Below are 14,652 nucleotides of genomic sequence, written 5' to 3' on the forward strand. Positions count from 1 at the left end.
GACGCGGGAGCCCTGCGGCACGAGGCCGCTCACGGTGCGCGCCGTCACCTCGGCGGGGTCCCGGCCGTCGGCGTACGCGGCGTGCCGCACCTGCGGGACCTGGGCGCGGAGCGTGTGTGCTCCATCTGCCGGGCGATCAGCACGGGCTGACCGGCCGCCGGCACGACGAGCAGGGTGAGGGCGAAGTACCCCAGGTGGTCCAGGCCGGTCTGGTGGTAGATGCTCTCGGGCCCGGCGAGCACCACGGCCGCGAGGTTCCGCTCGCCCATCGCTGCGCGCAGGGCGGCCACTCTGCTCTCGTGTTCGGGGATGCCAAGGCGTCCCGCGGCCGCCGTGACGTCGGCGGCCACCGGCGTTTCGGTCGTCACGAGCGTCAGTGTGAGGTCCGTCCGGACCGCAGGACCAGCAAGATTTTCCGGGGGCTGCCGTTAGTGTTCCTACATGTTCGAAGTACGGCGACTCAGGCTGCTCAGGGAGCTTGCCGCGCACGGCACGGTCGCCGCCGCGGCCGAGGCGTGCGCACTCACCCCCTCGGCGGTCTCGCAGCAACTGTCGCTGCTCGAACGGGAGGCCCGCACTCCGCTGTTCGTCCGCGACGGCAGGCGGCTGCTGCTGACGGAGGCGGCGAAGGTGCTGGTGGCGCACACCGAGATCATCCTGACCCAGTTGGAGCGGGCCCGAGCGGAGGTGTCCGCGCTGGAGAACAGGGTGCGGGGCACGGTGCGTCTCGCGGCCTTCCCGAGCGCCGCCGGCGCGGTGGCCGCGCCGGCCATCGCCGCCTGCCAGGCCTACCACCCGGACCTGAACGTGGTGCTCAGCGAGGAGGAGCCGGCGCGCAGCCTGGTCGACCTGCGGATGCGCCGCATCGACATCGCCCTGGTGTACGAGTACAACCTGCTGCCCAGGCTGCCGCACTCCGGCGTCGAACTGGACTCCATACTCCACGAGCCCCTGCTGCTCGCCCTGCCCCGCCGCCACCCGCGGGCCGACGCCGAGGGGCCGCACAGCCTGGCGACACTGCGGGACGAGCGGTGGATCGCGCCGCGCCGGGACGACTCGCTGCGCACGGTGCTGGAGCGGGCGTGCGAGAGCGCCGGCTTCCGGCCGCGCCTCGACTACACCAGCGACGACTACTCCGTGGTGCTCGCGCTCGTCCAGTCGGGGCTCGGCGTCTCGCTCGTGCCCCGCCTCGTCGTGGAGCAACTGGCCGCGGACGTGACCCTGCGGCCGGTGGAGAACCTTCGGCTGACCCGTACGGTCTCCATCGCCACGCGAGCCGGCGGCGCGGCCGATCCGGTCGTCAACGCGCTGGTCCTGGCGCTGCGCCGGGCGGCACGCCAGGGGTGAGGAACGCCCGCGGCTCGCCGCGGGGCAGCCGGTGCGCCCCCCGCGCGGCGGGCCGCGGGCAGCCGGTGGGGAACCGCGGCTGGAGTTCACGGGTGGCCGCGTCTCCCCGTCTTCTCGTAGCGGTCCCGACGGGCGGGTCCCGACGGGCGGGTCCCGACGGGCGGGTCCCGACGGGCGGGTCCCGACGGGCGCAGAGGGGGCCAGTCCGGCAGCACCCAGGAGGGCAGCAGGATCGGGCAAGAGAACGGGAGGATCTTTCTTCCCGCGAGGGCGGTGAAGCGGTTGCCTTGAGGTGTCACACCCCGTACGGAGCCTTCGGGCTCCGGATGTCCAGGAGGCACGACAGATGAAGGTAGCCGTCGTCACCGGCGCCAGTTCCGGCATCGGCCAGAGCGCGGCCGTCCAGATCGCCAAGCGTGGGTCCGGTGTCATCCTGACCTACAGCTCCAACGAGCAGGGCGCCGAGGACACCGTCCGGAAGATCGAGCAGGTGGGCGGCACCGCCGTGGCGCTGCACCTGGACATCGGCGACACGGCCGGCTTCCCTGCCTTCCACGATGCCGTGGCCGACGCCCTGCGCGAGACCTTCCACCGGGACTCCTTCGACCACTTGGTCAACAACGCGGGTTTCGCCGGGATGGCGTTGATCGAGGAGACCACCGAGCGGGAATTCGACAAGCTCACCGACGGCCTGTTCAAGGGCCCGTTCTTCCTCACCCAGACCCTGCTGCCGCTGCTGGCCGACGGCGCCGCCATCGTCAACCTGACCAGCAACTCCACGCTGCCCCAGGTGACCGCGCCCGGTTACTCCGTCTACGCGGCCCTCAAGGGCGCCGTGGTGGTCCTCACCCGGTACATGGCCAAGGAGTTCAGCGCCCGCGGCATTCGCGTCAACTCCGTCGCCCCTGGCGCCACCCGCACCCGCTTCGCCGATGACGCCTTCGCGAGGAACCCGGAGATCATTCCGGACCTGGCGAAGACGTTCGCGCTCGGGCGGATCGGCGAACCCGACGACATCGGCATGGTCATCGCCATGCTGGTCTCCGAGGAAGGGCGCTGGATCACCGGCCAGGACATCGAAGTCTCCGGCGGCCAGAACCTCTGACCGGGCCCCGCGATGCACCACCGCGAGCACGGCCCTCCCGCACGCCCGGGCCACTGCTGCCGCCCGGTGGCACCTCGCGCAGGCCACCGGGCCGCGCCGCGCGCCACACGCTGCCCCGGTACGCGCACATCCTTGCCTGATCCTGCTGTGACAGAGCAGGCTGAGACCGGTTCGTGCAAGACTGGAAGCATGCCTCTGGACGAGATGTGCGAGCTGGTGAACCGGCATGCGCGCCCCGATCTGACCACTGCCATCGACGGCATCCAGGCATGCAGATTCGACCAGCGCAGCGCACCTGCGGCGGGCATGTCCGGCACCGTGCTCGCGGTCATCGCCCAGGGCGGCAAGCGCCTCGCCCTGGGCGAGCGTCTGTACGAGTACGGACCCGGTCAGTACCTCGTCACCTCGGTCGACCTCCCCGTCACCGGCCACGTCATCGACACCGGGCAGCCCACCCTCGGCTTCGGTATGACCCTCAACCCCGCCGACATCGCTCAGCTGCTCCTGGACGCCGACCCCCGCGACCTGCCTGCCCCGGCACCCACCGCACCCGCAGGCATCGCGGTCAGCCAAGCTCCCTCGGAAATGCTGGATGCCATCGTCCGGCTGCTGCGGCTGCTGGAGCGGCCCGCGGACCGCAAGATCCTCGCCCCGCTGGTCAAACGGGAGATCCTCTGGCACCTGCTGCGCGGCGAGCAGGGTCCCGCCATCCGCCAGCTCGGCCTGGCGGACAGCGGACTGGCCCACATCAGCCGCACGGTCCAGCAGATCCGACAGCACTACGCGGAGTCATTCCGAGTCGAGGACCTCGCACGGACGGCGGGCATGAGCGTGTCGGCCTTCCACCGCAACTTCCACGCCGTGACCGGAATGAGCCCCATCCAGTTCCAGAAGCGCATCCGCCTCCAGGAAGCCCGGCTGCTCCTGGCCAGCCGCCCCTCCGACGTCACCGGCGTCGGCCACACCGTCGGCTACGAAAGCTCCTCGCAGTTCAGCCGCGAGTACCGCCGCATGTTCGGCACACCACCCAGCCAGGACGCGGTCCGTCTCCGAGCCAGGCCACACGTACCCGCCACCGCCCTGCCCTGAGAGTCGCGGGCCACCGGGAAGAGTCCGGTGAGGCCGTCTGTCTGCCCGCCGGCCGGTGGGGGTTGGTCGCGCCCGTGCGGCGGGCCTCGTCCGCTGGCCTGAAGGTGTGGGGTGTCCCCGGAGACGGCCCCGCGCCCTTGTATATCGGCGTTCGCGCCCCGATAGGGGCGCGGGAAACTGCGCGCGCAACCACGATGCGCCCGCGGTGGGCCACCGGGAAGACCGGCGGGTGGGAAGCCATGGTGATGCGTCAACCCCTGAACAGTTGAACCGTCTGCAGATCCGGAACGGGCCGGCGGCCTCACCGAGGAGGGCCCGCCGGCCCGTGGCGCGCGCCGGCACCTCGCCGCCGCGCCGTGCCGGCCCTCACCGGGCCGTGCGGTCCGGTCAGCCGAGGACCTCGGCCACCGCCTCGGACCAGCGGCCCAGGCCGTCGCTCACCTGCTCCGCGGTGACCACGAGCGGCGGGATCATGCGGACGACCTGGCCCTGCGCGCCGCAGGTGAGGAGCAGCAGCCCGCGCCGTCCCGCGGCCGCCTGGACCTGGGCCGCGGTCTCCCCGTCGGGGCGTCCCTCCGCCGTGACGAACTCGGTGGCGGCCATCAGCCCGAGGCCGCGCACGTCGCCGATGCCCCGCCCGCCGTCCGGCGCGTACCGGGCCGCGACCTCGCGCAGGCCTGCGACGAGCTCGGCGCCCCGCTCGGCCGAGTTCTCCACCAGCTTCTCGTCCTGGATGACGTCGAGGGTGGCGATCGCCGCCGCGCACGCGACCGCGTTGCCGCCGTAGGTGCCGCCCTGCGAACCGGGCCACGCCTTCTCCATGAGGTGCGTGGGCGCGGCGATGGCGGACAGCGGGAAGCCGCTGGCCAGGCCCTTGGCCGTGACGAGGATGTCGGCGAGGTCGGCCCGCCCCGCGAAGTGGTCGTGGCCCCAGAACCGGCCGGTGCGGCCGAACCCGGTCTGCACCTCGTCGAGGATCAGCAGGATGCCGTGCCGGTCCGCCCGCTCCCGCAGGCCGCGCATGAACGCAGTGGTGGCCGGCACGTAGCCGCCCTCGCCGAGCACCGGCTCGACGATGAAGGCCGCCGTGTCGGCGGGGGCGGTCACGGTCGCCAGCAGCTGGTCCAGTTCGCGCAGCGCGAACTCGGTCGCCGTCGCCTCGTCCCAGCCGTAGTGGAAGGCGTTGGGGAACGGCGCGATCGCCACGCCCGGCATCAGCGGGCCGAAGCCCGAGCGGAACTTGGCCGCCGAGGTGGTCAGCGACGCCGCGCCGATGGTGCGGCCGTGGAACGAGCCCTGGAAGACGACGATGTTCGGCCGGCCGGTGGCCTGCTTGGCCAGCCGCATGGCGGCCTCCACCGCCTCGCTGCCCGAGTTGACGTAGAACAGCGAGTCGAGGCCCTCGGGCAGCACCTCGCCGAGCCGCTCGGTGAGCGTGAGCAGCGGGCGGTGCATGACCGTCGTGTACTGGCCGTGCACCAGCGTCGCCACCTGGCGCTGGGCGGCCTCCACCACCCGCGGGTGGCAGTGGCCCGTGCTGGTGACGCCGATGCCGGCGGTGAAGTCCAGGTGGGCGCGGCCGTCCTCGTCGTACACGTAGACGCCCTCGGCCCGGGCGGCCAGCACGGGGGTGGCCTGCTTGAGGACGGGGGAGAGCTGGCTCATGGTCGGCTCCTTCATGGGTGGGCGCGCGGGTGGCCGCGGCGGTGGGCGGCACCGGCCACGGCATGTGCGGAACGGATTGTTGATCGTAGGATTGTCAACAACCTACATTCATGCAAGCATGGACGCGGCTCGTTGTCCATGACCCCCTCCGACCGGAGCACCGGAAGATCCGAAGGCCGGCACGCGGAGACGGGAGTCCATCGAAAGCACTGGGGGTAAGCAGTGACCACACAGGCCGAACACGAGCGGGCGGTGGTGGACGCCGTCCCGACCGGCCTCTACATCGGGGGCGGCTGGCGTCCCGCCGCGTCCGGAGCCGTCTTCGAGGTCGAGGACCCCTCCGTGGCCAGGCCGCTGCGCACCGTGGCCGACGCCGGCGCCGCGGACGCCCTGGACGCGCTGGCCGCCGCCCACGCCGCGCAGGAGTCCTGGGCAGCCCACCCGCCGCGGGAGCGCGGCGAGATCCTGCGCCGGGCCTACGAGCTGATCCATGCGCGGATCGACGACCTCGCGCTGCTGATGACCCTGGAGATGGGCAAGCCGCTGGCGGAGGCGCGCGGCGAGGTCGCGTACGCCGCCGAGTTCTTCCGCTGGTTCGCGGAGGAGGCGGTCCGGATCGACGGCGGCTACGCCGTCTCGCCGGACGGCAAGGACCGGCTGCTGGTCATGCGCCGCCCGGTCGGCCCCGCGCTGCTGATCACGCCGTGGAACTTCCCGCTCGCCATGGGCACCCGCAAGATCGGGCCCGCGGTCGCCGCCGGATGCACCATGATCGTCAAGCCGGCCGAGCAGACCCCGCTGTCCATGCTGATGCTCGCGGAGATCATGGCCGAGGCCGGGCTGCCCGACGGCGTGCTCAACGTCATCACCAGCAGCAGGCCGGGCGAGGTGGTCGAGCCGCTGATGCGGGACGGCCGGGTGCGCAAGGTCTCCTTCACCGGCTCCACGGCGGTCGGTCGGCTGCTGATCGCGCAGAGCGCGCAGGAAGTGCTGCGGGTGTCGATGGAGCTCGGCGGCAACGCCCCGTTCATCGTCTGCGAGGACGCCGACCTGGACGCGGCCGTCGAGGGCGCCATGCAGGCCAAGATGCGCAACATCGGCGAGGCCTGCACCGCCGCCAACCGCCTGTACGTGCACGAGAGCGTGGCCGGCGAGTTCGCCCGGCGGCTCGCGCGGCGGATGGGCGGCCTGGTCGTCGGGCGCGGCACCGAGCCGGGCGTCGAGGTCGGGCCGCTGATCGACGAGGACGGCCGCGGCAAGGTGCGCCAGCTCGTCGGCCAGGCGCTGGACGGCGGGGCCAAGGCGCTGACCGGCGCCGAGTCGCCGGCGGGCGACGGTTACTTCTACGCCCCGACCGTGCTCGTGGACGTTCCCGCGGACGCCGCGCTGCTCCAGGAGGAGATCTTCGGGCCGGTGGCGCCCGTGATCCCCTTCGGCGACGAGGACGAGGTGGTGGCGGCCGCCAACGCCACGCCCTACGGGCTGGTCTCGTACCTGTTCACGGAGAACCTGCGGCGCGCCTTCCGGATCGCGGAGCGGCTGGACACCGGGATGATCGGGCTGAACAAGGGCGTCGTGTCCAACCCCGCCGCCCCGTTCGGCGGCGTGAAGCAGTCCGGGCTCGGCCGTGAGGGGGGTCGGGCCGGGATCGAGGAGTTCCTCGAAACCCGGTACTTGGCCATGCCCCTGTCCTGATTCCCGTGGGGCCCCGGGGCCCCGGGGGCGGCCGCGTCTGCCCTGTGCGGCCGGTGGCGATCCGGTGGTTTCGATCCAACTGGTCGCGCAGTTCCCCGCGCCCCTTCGACGGGCGCTTCGCGCCCGATCAGGGGCGCGGGGCTGTGTCTGCATGCGGCTCCGCCGCGCGGGCGCGACAAGCCCGCACGAAACGGTCGGATCGCCATGGGCGCACGGGGCAGACGAGGTCGTGCCCCCTCCGTACACATCCCGTACACCAACCCGGCCGGTCGGCCGGTGAGCGAAGGAACACGTCGTACATGGACCGCCACATCGAGATCTCGTTGGAGAAGCGCGGCGTGAGCTGCGTGGCGAAGCTGCTGGACGACCGGGCGCCGCGTACCTGCGAGGCCGTGTGGAACGCCCTGCCGCTCGGCAAGGACGTCTTCCACGGCAAGTACGCGCGCAACGAGATCTACACGCTGGTGCCGGCGTTCGCAGCCCAGGAGCCGGGTACCGAGAACCCGACGATCACGCCTATCCCGGGTGACGTCGCCTACTTCTCGTTCGCCAACTGGCAGTTGAACACCAGCTCGCACGGCTACGCCCAGGGCGGGCGGCCGCAGGCCGAGGAGAGCATCGTCGACCTCGCCCTCTTCTACGAGCGCAACAACCTGCTGCTCAACCCGGACACCGGCTTCGTGCCGGCCACCATCTTCGCGACCATCGTGGACGGTCTCGACCGGATGGCCGAGGCGGCCCAGGACCTGTGGCTGTCCGGCGTGGTCGGCGAGTCACTCGTCTTCCGGCGGGCCTGACCCGTACGGAGGCGCACGGCGCCGGCACCCGGCGCATGACCGGGGGCGGTGGTCCCGGGAATCCCCGGGACCACCGCCCCCGGTCATGCGCCCGTCCCGGGCGCCCGGCGCTCAGCCGCGCGGGCTCACCGGTGCCGCCGACACCGTGCCCTCGGCCGCCAGTGCCTCGAACAGCGCGTGGGACGCGCGCAGCACCAGGTCGTCCCGGTGCCTGGCCGCGACCAGCTGGACGCCCACCGGCAGCCCGTCCGCGGCCACCCCGCACGGCACGCTGGCCGCCGGCTGCTGGGTGAGGTTGAACGGGTAGGTGAAGGGCGTCCAGCCGGTCCACCTCGTCAGGCCGCTGCCCGGCGGCACCTCGTGGCCCGCCTCGAACGCGGTGCCCGGCAGGGCCGGGGTGAGAAGCAGGTCGTACGTGCGGTGGAAGCGGCCCATCAGCACGCCGAGCGCCATCCGCTCGTCGACGGCGCCCAGGTAGTCCAGCGCGCTCATCGACGCGCCCGAGCGGCACACCTCCTGAAGCCCCGGGTCGAGCCGCCCGAACTGCTCGGGGGTCAGGTGCTCCACCACCTTCGCGGCGCCCGAGAACCACAGCGTGTGGTACGCCCCGACCGGGTCGGCGAAACCGGGGTCGGCCTCCTCGACCTCGGCCCCGAGGGCCGCCAGGACGTCGGCCGCGTGCCGTACGCGTGCGGCCACCCCGGGATCGACGGGGGCGTCCGCGAGCGTCGGGCTGTACGCCACCCGCAGCCCGCGCACGCCCCCTCCCTCGCCGGCCGGGTTCCCCTCCAACCCGGCCAGGAAGCCGCGCTCGTACGGGGGCAGCCCGGACCAGTCGCGGTCGTCGGACCCGCACAGCACGTCCATCATGAGCGCGGCGTCCGCGACCGTACGGGTCATGGGCCCGGCGTGCGCGAGCGTGCCGAAGGGGCTCGCGGGGTAGAGCGGGATCCGCCCGTAGGTGGGCTTGAGGCCGAAGATCCCGCAGAACGCCGCGGGGATACGGACCGAGCCGCCGCCGTCGGTCCCCACGGAGAGCGGGCCGAGACCGGCCGCGACCGCCGCCGCGCTGCCGCCGCTCGACCCGCCGGACGTACGCGTCACGTCCCACGGGTTGCGGGTGACGCCGGTGCGCGGGCTGTCGGTGACGCCCTTCCAGCCGAACTCCGGGCTCGTCGTCTTCCCGACGAGGACCGCCCCGTGCTCGCGCAGCCGCGCCACCGACGGGGCGTCCTCCTCGCAGGGCGCGCCGGGGTCCGTGCTCAGGGAGCCGCGGAGCGTGGGCCACCCCCTCGTCAGCAGCAGGTCCTTGATGGAGACCGGCACCCCGTCGAGCAGCCCGCACGGCTCGCCCCGCCGCCAGCGTTCCGCGGAGGCGGCGGCGTCACGGCGGGCCGCCTCGGCGTCGACGAGGCAGTAGGCGTTCACCGGCGGGTCGAGCCGCTCGATACGGGCGAGCACGGCCTCGACCACGTCGACGGGCGACAGGCTTCCGTCCCGGTAGCCCGCGACCAGTTCGGTCGCCGTGCTTGCGCACAGGCCGTCCTGCGCGCCGCCCTGCGCGTCGCCCTGCGCGCCGTCCTGCGCGTCGCCCTGCTGCGTGCTCCCGGTGCGTGCCGAGTCCCCGGTCCCGTCCGTGCTCCCCGTGCTCCTCCTGGTGTTCTCCGTCCGGCGGCCACCGGCGGTCCGGTCGGTGGGTGCGGTCATGGCGAGGCCTCCTCGGTGTGCGGGGTGTCGCCCGGCGCGCCGCCGCCCACGGGCACGTACCCCAAGGTGTTGTCGACGACGTTGCGCAGCGGCTCCCCCGCGGCCCAGCGTGAGAAGTTGGCGAGGAACACTTCCGCGAGATCCTCCAGCCAGCCGTGGGTGTCGGCCGACATGTGCGGGGAGACCAGCAGTCCGGGCACGGCCCACAGGGCGCTGTCCACCGGCAGCGGCTCCTGGCGGAAGACATCGAGCGCGGCGCCCGCGAGACGGCCGTCCCGCAGCGCCGCCACCAGGTCGTCCTCCACGACCAGCGGGCCACGGCCGACGTTGACGAACCGGGCGCCCCGCTTCATCCGCGCGAACGCCGCCGCGTCGAACATGTCCGCCGTCTCGGCGGTCAGCGGCGCGGCGCTCACCACCCAGTCGGCGTCCGGCAGCAGCCCGGCCAGCTCGCCGAAGCCGTGCACCCTGCCGAACTCGGCGTCCCGCTCACGCGCGGTACGGGAGACCAGCGCGACCCTCAGGCCGAGGGCGCCCAGCAACCGCGCGACCGCACGGCCGATGGGGCCGCCGCCGACCACCACCGCGCGGGTGCCCGCCACCCGCTCCGTCTCCCGGTGCTGCCAGACGCGCGAGCGCCGGCGGTCGAGCGTGCCGGGCAGGTCCTTGGCCATGGCGAGGACGAGACCCGCCACGTACTCGGCGATGGGCTGCTCGAAGACGCCCCGCGAGTTGGTGAGCACGGCCCCGGAGCGCAGCAGCGCGGGGAAGAGCAGCCTGTCCACGCCCGCGCTCGCGGTGTGCACCCAGCGCGGCCCGCCGCTGACGGGCCAGGCGGCCGGCAGGGCGTCGGTGCCGAAGTCCCACACCAGCAGGGCGTCGGCCTCGCGCAGCGCGCCGGCGAGACCGGCCTCGCCCACCTGCCGCAGCCGCGCCCGGTCCCTGATCCGGTCGAGGAGTGGCGGCCCGGCGTCCCCCGGTCCTCCCAGCACCACGACGAGGGGGAGTTCGGTCGTCCTCATGACAGCCCTTCGGGTCGCTGCGACGTGCGGCTCGGCTCGCATGCCGTGCGCCTCGGCTCGCATGCGGTGTGCGGTCGGTGGGTGCGGTCGGTCGGTGCGCTGTGCGGTCGGCCCGGCCCGGCGTCCGGCGGCACGGGAGGGGCCGCTCGAATCGATTGACACCGTAGGGTCGGCTCCGTAGGATTGTCAACAATCTACAGCTTCTCGGTGCCCGGTCCGGAGTGTGTCGGAACGGCAGGCGGAACGGCACCGGAAAACGGCGGAGTACGACGGAGCGCGGCCACCGCGCTCCGTCCGGTTTCGAGAGGGCGATCGCAGTTGGCTGACCGCATGACGACGGTGGGTTTCCTCTACCCCGGCTACTCCGCGGAGGACGACTACCCGCTGCTGGAGAGCCTGGTCGGCGGGGGCGTCCGGCTGCCGCTGGTGCACACGGACATGGGCGAGGACGCCCACCGGGTGGACGCCCTGCTGGAGATGGGCGCCATCCACCGGCTGACCCAGGGCCTGGCGGACCTCAAGCGGTACGACGTCGACGCGGTGGTGTGGGCCTGCACCAGCGCCAGCTTCATCTACGGGTGGCGGGGCGCCAGTCAGCAGGCCGAGGAGCTGGCCCAGGCCGCGGGGGTCCCGGCGTCCAGCACCTCCTTCGCCTTCGCGCACGCGCTTGAGGCGCTGGGCGTGACCAGCGTCTCCATCGGCGCCACCTATCCGGAGGACGTGGCCGAGTACTTCGTCCGCTTCCTCGAGGACTCGGGGGTGCGGGTGGCACAGGTGTCGGGGAGAGGCATCATCACGGCGGCCGAGGTCGGTACGCTCTCTCGCGAGCAGGTTCTCGACCTGGCCATGGCCAACGACCACGAGGACGCGCAGGCCGTCCTGCTCCCGGACACCGCGCTGCACACGGCCGCGTGGCTGGACGACCTGGAGCAGGCCGTCGGCAAGCCCGTCCTGACAGCCAACCAGGTCACCGTCTGGGAGGGGCTGCGGCTCGCGGGGGACACCACCCCGCGGGACGGTCTCGGACGCCTGTTCCGTCAGGACAGGTGACGGGGGCACGAAGAAGGAGAGAGAGGACATGCCGGGAGCCAAGAGGTTGCAGCCTGTCAGGCGTGAGCCCGCCGCCATCTCGATCGCGCACCAGCTGACCGAGGCGATCATGGACGGCACCCTGGCGCCCGGCTCCCAGCTGGGGGAGGCCGAGCTGGCCGCGGAGCTCGGGGTGAGCCGGGGGCCGCTGCGCGAGGCGATGCAGCGGCTCGTCCAGCAGGGCATCGCCTACAGCGAGCCGCACCGCGGCGTCTTCGTGACGACCCTCACCGAGGACGACGTGCGGGACATCTACCTCGCGAGGACGTCGGTCGAGTCCGCCGCCTGCCGTCTCATCCTGCGCCGGGACCCGGAGGCCTCGGCGGAGCGGCTGGACCGCGTGCACCGCGCCATGGCGGACGCCGCGAAGCGCGGCGACCACGCCGCCCTCAGCGCCGCGGACACCGAGCTGCACCAGGTCCTCGTCGACGAGTCGGGCAGCCCCCGCCTCAGGCGCATGGCGCAGACGCTCTTCGTGGAGACCCGGATGTGCATCACGGCGCTGCAGGACAAGTACCCGGCGCCGGACGTGATGGTCGACGAACACGCGGAGATCATCCACGCCATGCGCGCCGGCGACGAGGAACGGCTGCTGCGGCTGATGGACGATCACATGCAGGATGCGGTACGGAGGCTGACCCGGGAACCGCAGGAGCCGGGGAGCCCGGGGGAGCCGGAGGGACCGGAGGAGGCGGCGCCGGACGCGACCCCCGTCGCCGCCGGATCCTGACCGGCCCCGCCCGTGCCGGCCGCAGCGACCGGCCATGCGTTCAGGACGCCTCCGGCCGTGCCGGGACGGGCGGTCACACCTTCCGTAGCGTCACGCCCGCCGCGGCCAGCTGCCCCGCCTGGTCGTCGGGGACCGACGCGTCGGTGACGACGGCGTGCAGGGCGGCCGCGGGGGCGACGAAGGCGAGGGCGGTGCGGGAGAGCTTGGCGGCCTCCGCGACGGCGATGACACGGTGGGCGGAGGCGATCGCGGCGCGCTTGACGGCGGCGTCCTCCAGGTCGTAGGCGGTCAGGCCGTCCGCCACGGTCAGCCCGCAGCAGCCGATGATCGCCGTGTCGAAGCGCAGGGCGGCGAGCGACGCCTCGGTCAGCGGCCCGGTCAGGGCCAGCTCGCCCCGCCGCGGGCGGCCGCCGGGGACCAGCAGCGTCAGGTCCGGGGCGTCGGCCAGGGCGTTCACGGCGTGCAGGGACAGCGGCAGCACGGTCAGCCGGCGGTGCTCCAGGGCGCGGGCCACCTCCAGGCAGGTGGTGCCGCTGTCGAGGACGACGGACTCGCCGTCGGCGATCAGCCGGGCCGCCTCGGCCGCGATCCGCCGCTTGACCTCGACGCCCTCCCGGACCCGCAGCGCGAAGGGCGGCTCCTCGCCGCGCAGCAGCAGGCTCCTGGCTCCGCCGCGGTAGCGCTCCAGCACCCCCTGGGCGGCCAGCACCTCCAGGTCGCGGCGGATGGTCATCTCCGAGGCGCCGGTGAGCCCCGCCAGTTCCGCGACGCCGAGACGGCCCGCCTCCCGGACGGCCTCGGTGATCTGCCTCAGTCGATCTGTGCCGGTCATAGCCCCCGATTGAACACCTCTGGCGTTCGAAACGCAATCTTTCGCAAGTAAAGCGTGTTCGATATGTTCGCGGCATGGAGAGACATCTGCGCCTGGGCCGGCTGGCCACCTTCGCCTACTTCGCCCTGAACGGCTTCCTCATGGGGATGTGGATCGTCCACGTCCCGGGCATCGAGCACCGCGTCGGGATCGGCCATGCCCTGCTCGGCTGGCTTCTGCTGCTGCTCGGCGCGGGAGCGTTCGCGGGCATGCAGGCCGTCGGCCCCCTCACCGACCGCTTCGGGGCCCGCACCGTCGTACCGCTCAGCGCGGCGCTGTGCAGTGCCGCCCTGGTCCTGCCCGGACTGGCGGCGAACGCCTGGGCGCTGGGGGCGGCGCTGCTGGTGCTCGGCGTCGGCAACGGCTGCCTGGACGTCAGCATGAACGCCCATGCCGTCCAGGTCGAGCACGGCTACCGGCGGCCCGTCATGTCCGCCTTCCACGCCGCCTTCTCCATCGGCGGCGTGCTCGCCTCGCTGGCCGGGGCCCGGACGCTCAGCTGGGGGTGGAGCCCACCGGCGACCCTCGGCGCGGTGGCGCTCCTCGGCCTGGCGGTCAGCGCGGCCGGGGCTCCCGTGCTGCTGCGCCCCGACGGCACCGGGAAGCCGGGCAGCACCACGGCCGACGGCACCGGCGGTCCGGACGCCGCCGCCCCCGCCGCCCCTGCCGGCGCCGCGGCCCCTGACGTCGTGACCCCTGACGTGAAGGCCCGCCGCAGGACGTCCCGGCACGTCTGGGCCCTGGCCACGCTGGCCTTCATGATCATGCTCTGTGAAGGCGTGGCCAACGACTGGAGCGTGCTCCACCTGCGCACGGTCCTGGACGCGCCCGCCGCCACCGCCGCCCTCGCCTACGGGGCGTTCGCGACCACCATGACCATCGGCCGCCTGCTCGCCGACCGGGTGGCCGCGCGCCTCGGCCCGGTGAGCATCCTCCGCCACGGCGCGTCCGCCGCCGCGCTCGGGCTGACCGTGGCGGCCCTCTCGCCCTGGATCCCCCTGGCCCTGCTCGGCTGGGCGGTGTTCGGGGCCGGCCTGTCCGGTTGCGTCCCCCAGCTCTTCAGTGCCGCCGGGCACACCGAGCAGGGCGCGGCCGGCGTCAACGTCTCCCGCGTCGCCGGCCTCGGCTACCTCGGCATGCTCGCCGGGCCCGCGGTCATCGGGCCGCTGACCCGGGTCCTGCCGCTCAACCTCACGTTCTTCCTCCCGGTGGCGTGCTGCGTCGTCGCCGCCGCGGCGGCCGGCATCCTGCGTCGCCCCCGCCGGGCCCCCACCCGCCCGGCGGCCGAAACGGTGTCCACACCCGGGGCCTGACACCCGTCGGCGACCGGAACACCCGATGCGGCCCGCGCGCCAGGTGGCGGGAGGACCAGGTGGCGTGGAAGGGCCCGGTGGCGGGGGGACCTCGTGCCGGGAGGACCCGGTGGCGGGAGGACCCGGTGGCGGGGGGAAAGACCCCGTGCCGGGGGGAGGACCCGGTGACGGACGGCACACCGCCGGCCACGGTGCCGTGCAGGCCGGTCCCTGTGAGGGACC

At 73.6% G+C, this 14,652-nt stretch carries 13 protein-coding genes; 8 read left to right on the forward strand and 5 right to left on the reverse strand.

Annotation, left to right across the window (positions count from 1 at the left end):
- Window positions 1–44: 44 nt before the first annotated feature.
- Window positions 45–368 (reverse strand): aminopeptidase P family N-terminal domain-containing protein, encoded by a 324-nt coding sequence (locus ACSMXW_RS24045; RefSeq protein ID WP_485799260.1) that lies wholly within the window; start codon window positions 366–368, stop codon window positions 45–47.
- 73 nt (window positions 369–441) lie between these two features.
- Between ACSMXW_RS24045 and ACSMXW_RS24050 the strand changes: the two genes are divergently transcribed.
- From ACSMXW_RS24050 to ACSMXW_RS24060, 3 genes are all read left to right on the forward strand, one after another.
- Window positions 442–1,347, forward strand: coding sequence for a LysR substrate-binding domain-containing protein (locus tag ACSMXW_RS24050; protein WP_485799261.1), 906 nt, complete (start codon window positions 442–444; stop codon window positions 1,345–1,347).
- Between the two features lie 346 nt (window positions 1,348–1,693).
- A complete protein-coding gene (locus tag ACSMXW_RS24055; RefSeq protein ID WP_485799262.1) occupies window positions 1,694–2,452 on the forward strand; it encodes an SDR family NAD(P)-dependent oxidoreductase in 759 nt (252 codons plus the stop codon).
- Window positions 2,453–2,641: 189 nt separating this feature from the next.
- Window positions 2,642–3,541: an AraC family transcriptional regulator gene (locus ACSMXW_RS24060; protein WP_485799263.1), complete on the forward strand. Its 900-nt coding sequence runs from the start codon at window positions 2,642–2,644 to the stop codon at window positions 3,539–3,541.
- 387 nt (window positions 3,542–3,928) lie between these two features.
- On the opposite strand, the gene ACSMXW_RS24065 is transcribed toward ACSMXW_RS24060, so the two are convergent.
- A complete protein-coding gene (locus ACSMXW_RS24065; RefSeq protein ID WP_485799264.1) occupies window positions 3,929–5,206 on the reverse strand; it encodes an aspartate aminotransferase family protein in 1,278 nt (425 codons plus the stop codon).
- Window positions 5,207–5,461: 255 nt separating this feature from the next.
- On the opposite strand from ACSMXW_RS24065, the gene ACSMXW_RS24070 reads away from it, so the two are divergent.
- Both ACSMXW_RS24070 and ACSMXW_RS24075 read left to right on the forward strand, forming a co-directional pair.
- Complete coding sequence (locus tag ACSMXW_RS24070; protein ID WP_485808264.1) at window positions 5,462–6,901, forward strand: NAD-dependent succinate-semialdehyde dehydrogenase; 1,440 nt, start codon at window positions 5,462–5,464, stop codon at window positions 6,899–6,901.
- Between the two features lie 299 nt (window positions 6,902–7,200).
- Window positions 7,201–7,698, forward strand: a complete 498-nt coding sequence (locus ACSMXW_RS24075) for a DUF3830 family protein (protein ID WP_485799265.1) — start codon at window positions 7,201–7,203, stop codon at window positions 7,696–7,698.
- Window positions 7,699–7,809: 111 nt separating this feature from the next.
- Here the strand turns inward: ACSMXW_RS24075 and ACSMXW_RS24080 are convergent, their stop codons facing one another.
- Both ACSMXW_RS24080 and ACSMXW_RS24085 read right to left on the reverse strand, forming a co-directional pair.
- A complete protein-coding gene (locus ACSMXW_RS24080; RefSeq protein ID WP_485799266.1) occupies window positions 7,810–9,405 on the reverse strand; it encodes an amidase in 1,596 nt (531 codons plus the stop codon).
- On the reverse strand, window positions 9,402–10,427 hold the full coding sequence (locus tag ACSMXW_RS24085) for a D-2-hydroxyacid dehydrogenase (protein WP_485799267.1): 1,026 nt from the start codon (window positions 10,425–10,427) through the stop codon (window positions 9,402–9,404). Before ACSMXW_RS24085 ends, ACSMXW_RS24080 begins: the two co-directional genes overlap by 4 nt.
- Window positions 10,428–10,757: 330 nt before the next feature.
- On the opposite strand from ACSMXW_RS24085, the gene ACSMXW_RS24090 reads away from it, so the two are divergent.
- On the forward strand, window positions 10,758–11,477 hold the full coding sequence (locus ACSMXW_RS24090) for a maleate cis-trans isomerase family protein (RefSeq protein ID WP_485799268.1): 720 nt from the start codon (window positions 10,758–10,760) through the stop codon (window positions 11,475–11,477).
- Between the two features lie 28 nt (window positions 11,478–11,505).
- Window positions 11,506–12,246, forward strand: a complete 741-nt coding sequence (locus ACSMXW_RS24095) for a GntR family transcriptional regulator (RefSeq protein ID WP_485799269.1) — start codon at window positions 11,506–11,508, stop codon at window positions 12,244–12,246.
- Window positions 12,247–12,319: 73 nt separating this feature from the next.
- Here the strand turns inward: ACSMXW_RS24095 and ACSMXW_RS24100 are convergent, their stop codons facing one another.
- The gene (locus tag ACSMXW_RS24100) at window positions 12,320–13,078 is read right to left on the reverse strand and encodes a DeoR/GlpR family DNA-binding transcription regulator (RefSeq protein WP_485799270.1); all 759 of its coding nucleotides are present in this window, start codon (window positions 13,076–13,078) and stop codon (window positions 12,320–12,322) included.
- 74 nt (window positions 13,079–13,152) lie between these two features.
- Between ACSMXW_RS24100 and ACSMXW_RS24105 the strand changes: the two genes are divergently transcribed.
- A complete protein-coding gene (locus ACSMXW_RS24105; protein WP_485799271.1) occupies window positions 13,153–14,430 on the forward strand; it encodes an MFS transporter in 1,278 nt (425 codons plus the stop codon).
- Window positions 14,431–14,652: the final 222 nt, after the last annotated feature.

Source organism: Streptomyces sp. DSM 116793 (genome assembly GCF_057320905.1).

Bases quoted from the DNA above. Each gene is read 5' to 3' on its own strand.
- ACSMXW_RS24050 (WP_485799261.1), top strand. From the start codon at position 442: ATGTTCGAAGTACGGCGACTCAGGCTGCTCAGGGAGCTTGCCGCGCAC.
- ACSMXW_RS24055 (WP_485799262.1), top strand. From the start codon at position 1,694: ATGAAGGTAGCCGTCGTCACCGGCGCCAGTTCCGGCATCGGCCAGAGC.
- ACSMXW_RS24060 (WP_485799263.1), top strand. From the start codon at position 2,642: ATGCCTCTGGACGAGATGTGCGAGCTGGTGAACCGGCATGCGCGCCCC.
- ACSMXW_RS24065 (WP_485799264.1), bottom strand. From the start codon at position 5,206: ATGAGCCAGCTCTCCCCCGTCCTCAAGCAGGCCACCCCCGTGCTGGCC.
- ACSMXW_RS24075 (WP_485799265.1), top strand. From the start codon at position 7,201: ATGGACCGCCACATCGAGATCTCGTTGGAGAAGCGCGGCGTGAGCTGC.
- ACSMXW_RS24080 (WP_485799266.1), bottom strand. From the start codon at position 9,405: ATGACCGCACCCACCGACCGGACCGCCGGTGGCCGCCGGACGGAGAAC.
- ACSMXW_RS24085 (WP_485799267.1), bottom strand. From the start codon at position 10,427: ATGAGGACGACCGAACTCCCCCTCGTCGTGGTGCTGGGAGGACCGGGG.
- ACSMXW_RS24090 (WP_485799268.1), top strand. From the start codon at position 10,758: ATGACGACGGTGGGTTTCCTCTACCCCGGCTACTCCGCGGAGGACGAC.
- ACSMXW_RS24095 (WP_485799269.1), top strand. From the start codon at position 11,506: ATGCCGGGAGCCAAGAGGTTGCAGCCTGTCAGGCGTGAGCCCGCCGCC.
- ACSMXW_RS24100 (WP_485799270.1), bottom strand. From the start codon at position 13,078: ATGACCGGCACAGATCGACTGAGGCAGATCACCGAGGCCGTCCGGGAG.
- ACSMXW_RS24105 (WP_485799271.1), top strand. From the start codon at position 13,153: ATGGAGAGACATCTGCGCCTGGGCCGGCTGGCCACCTTCGCCTACTTC.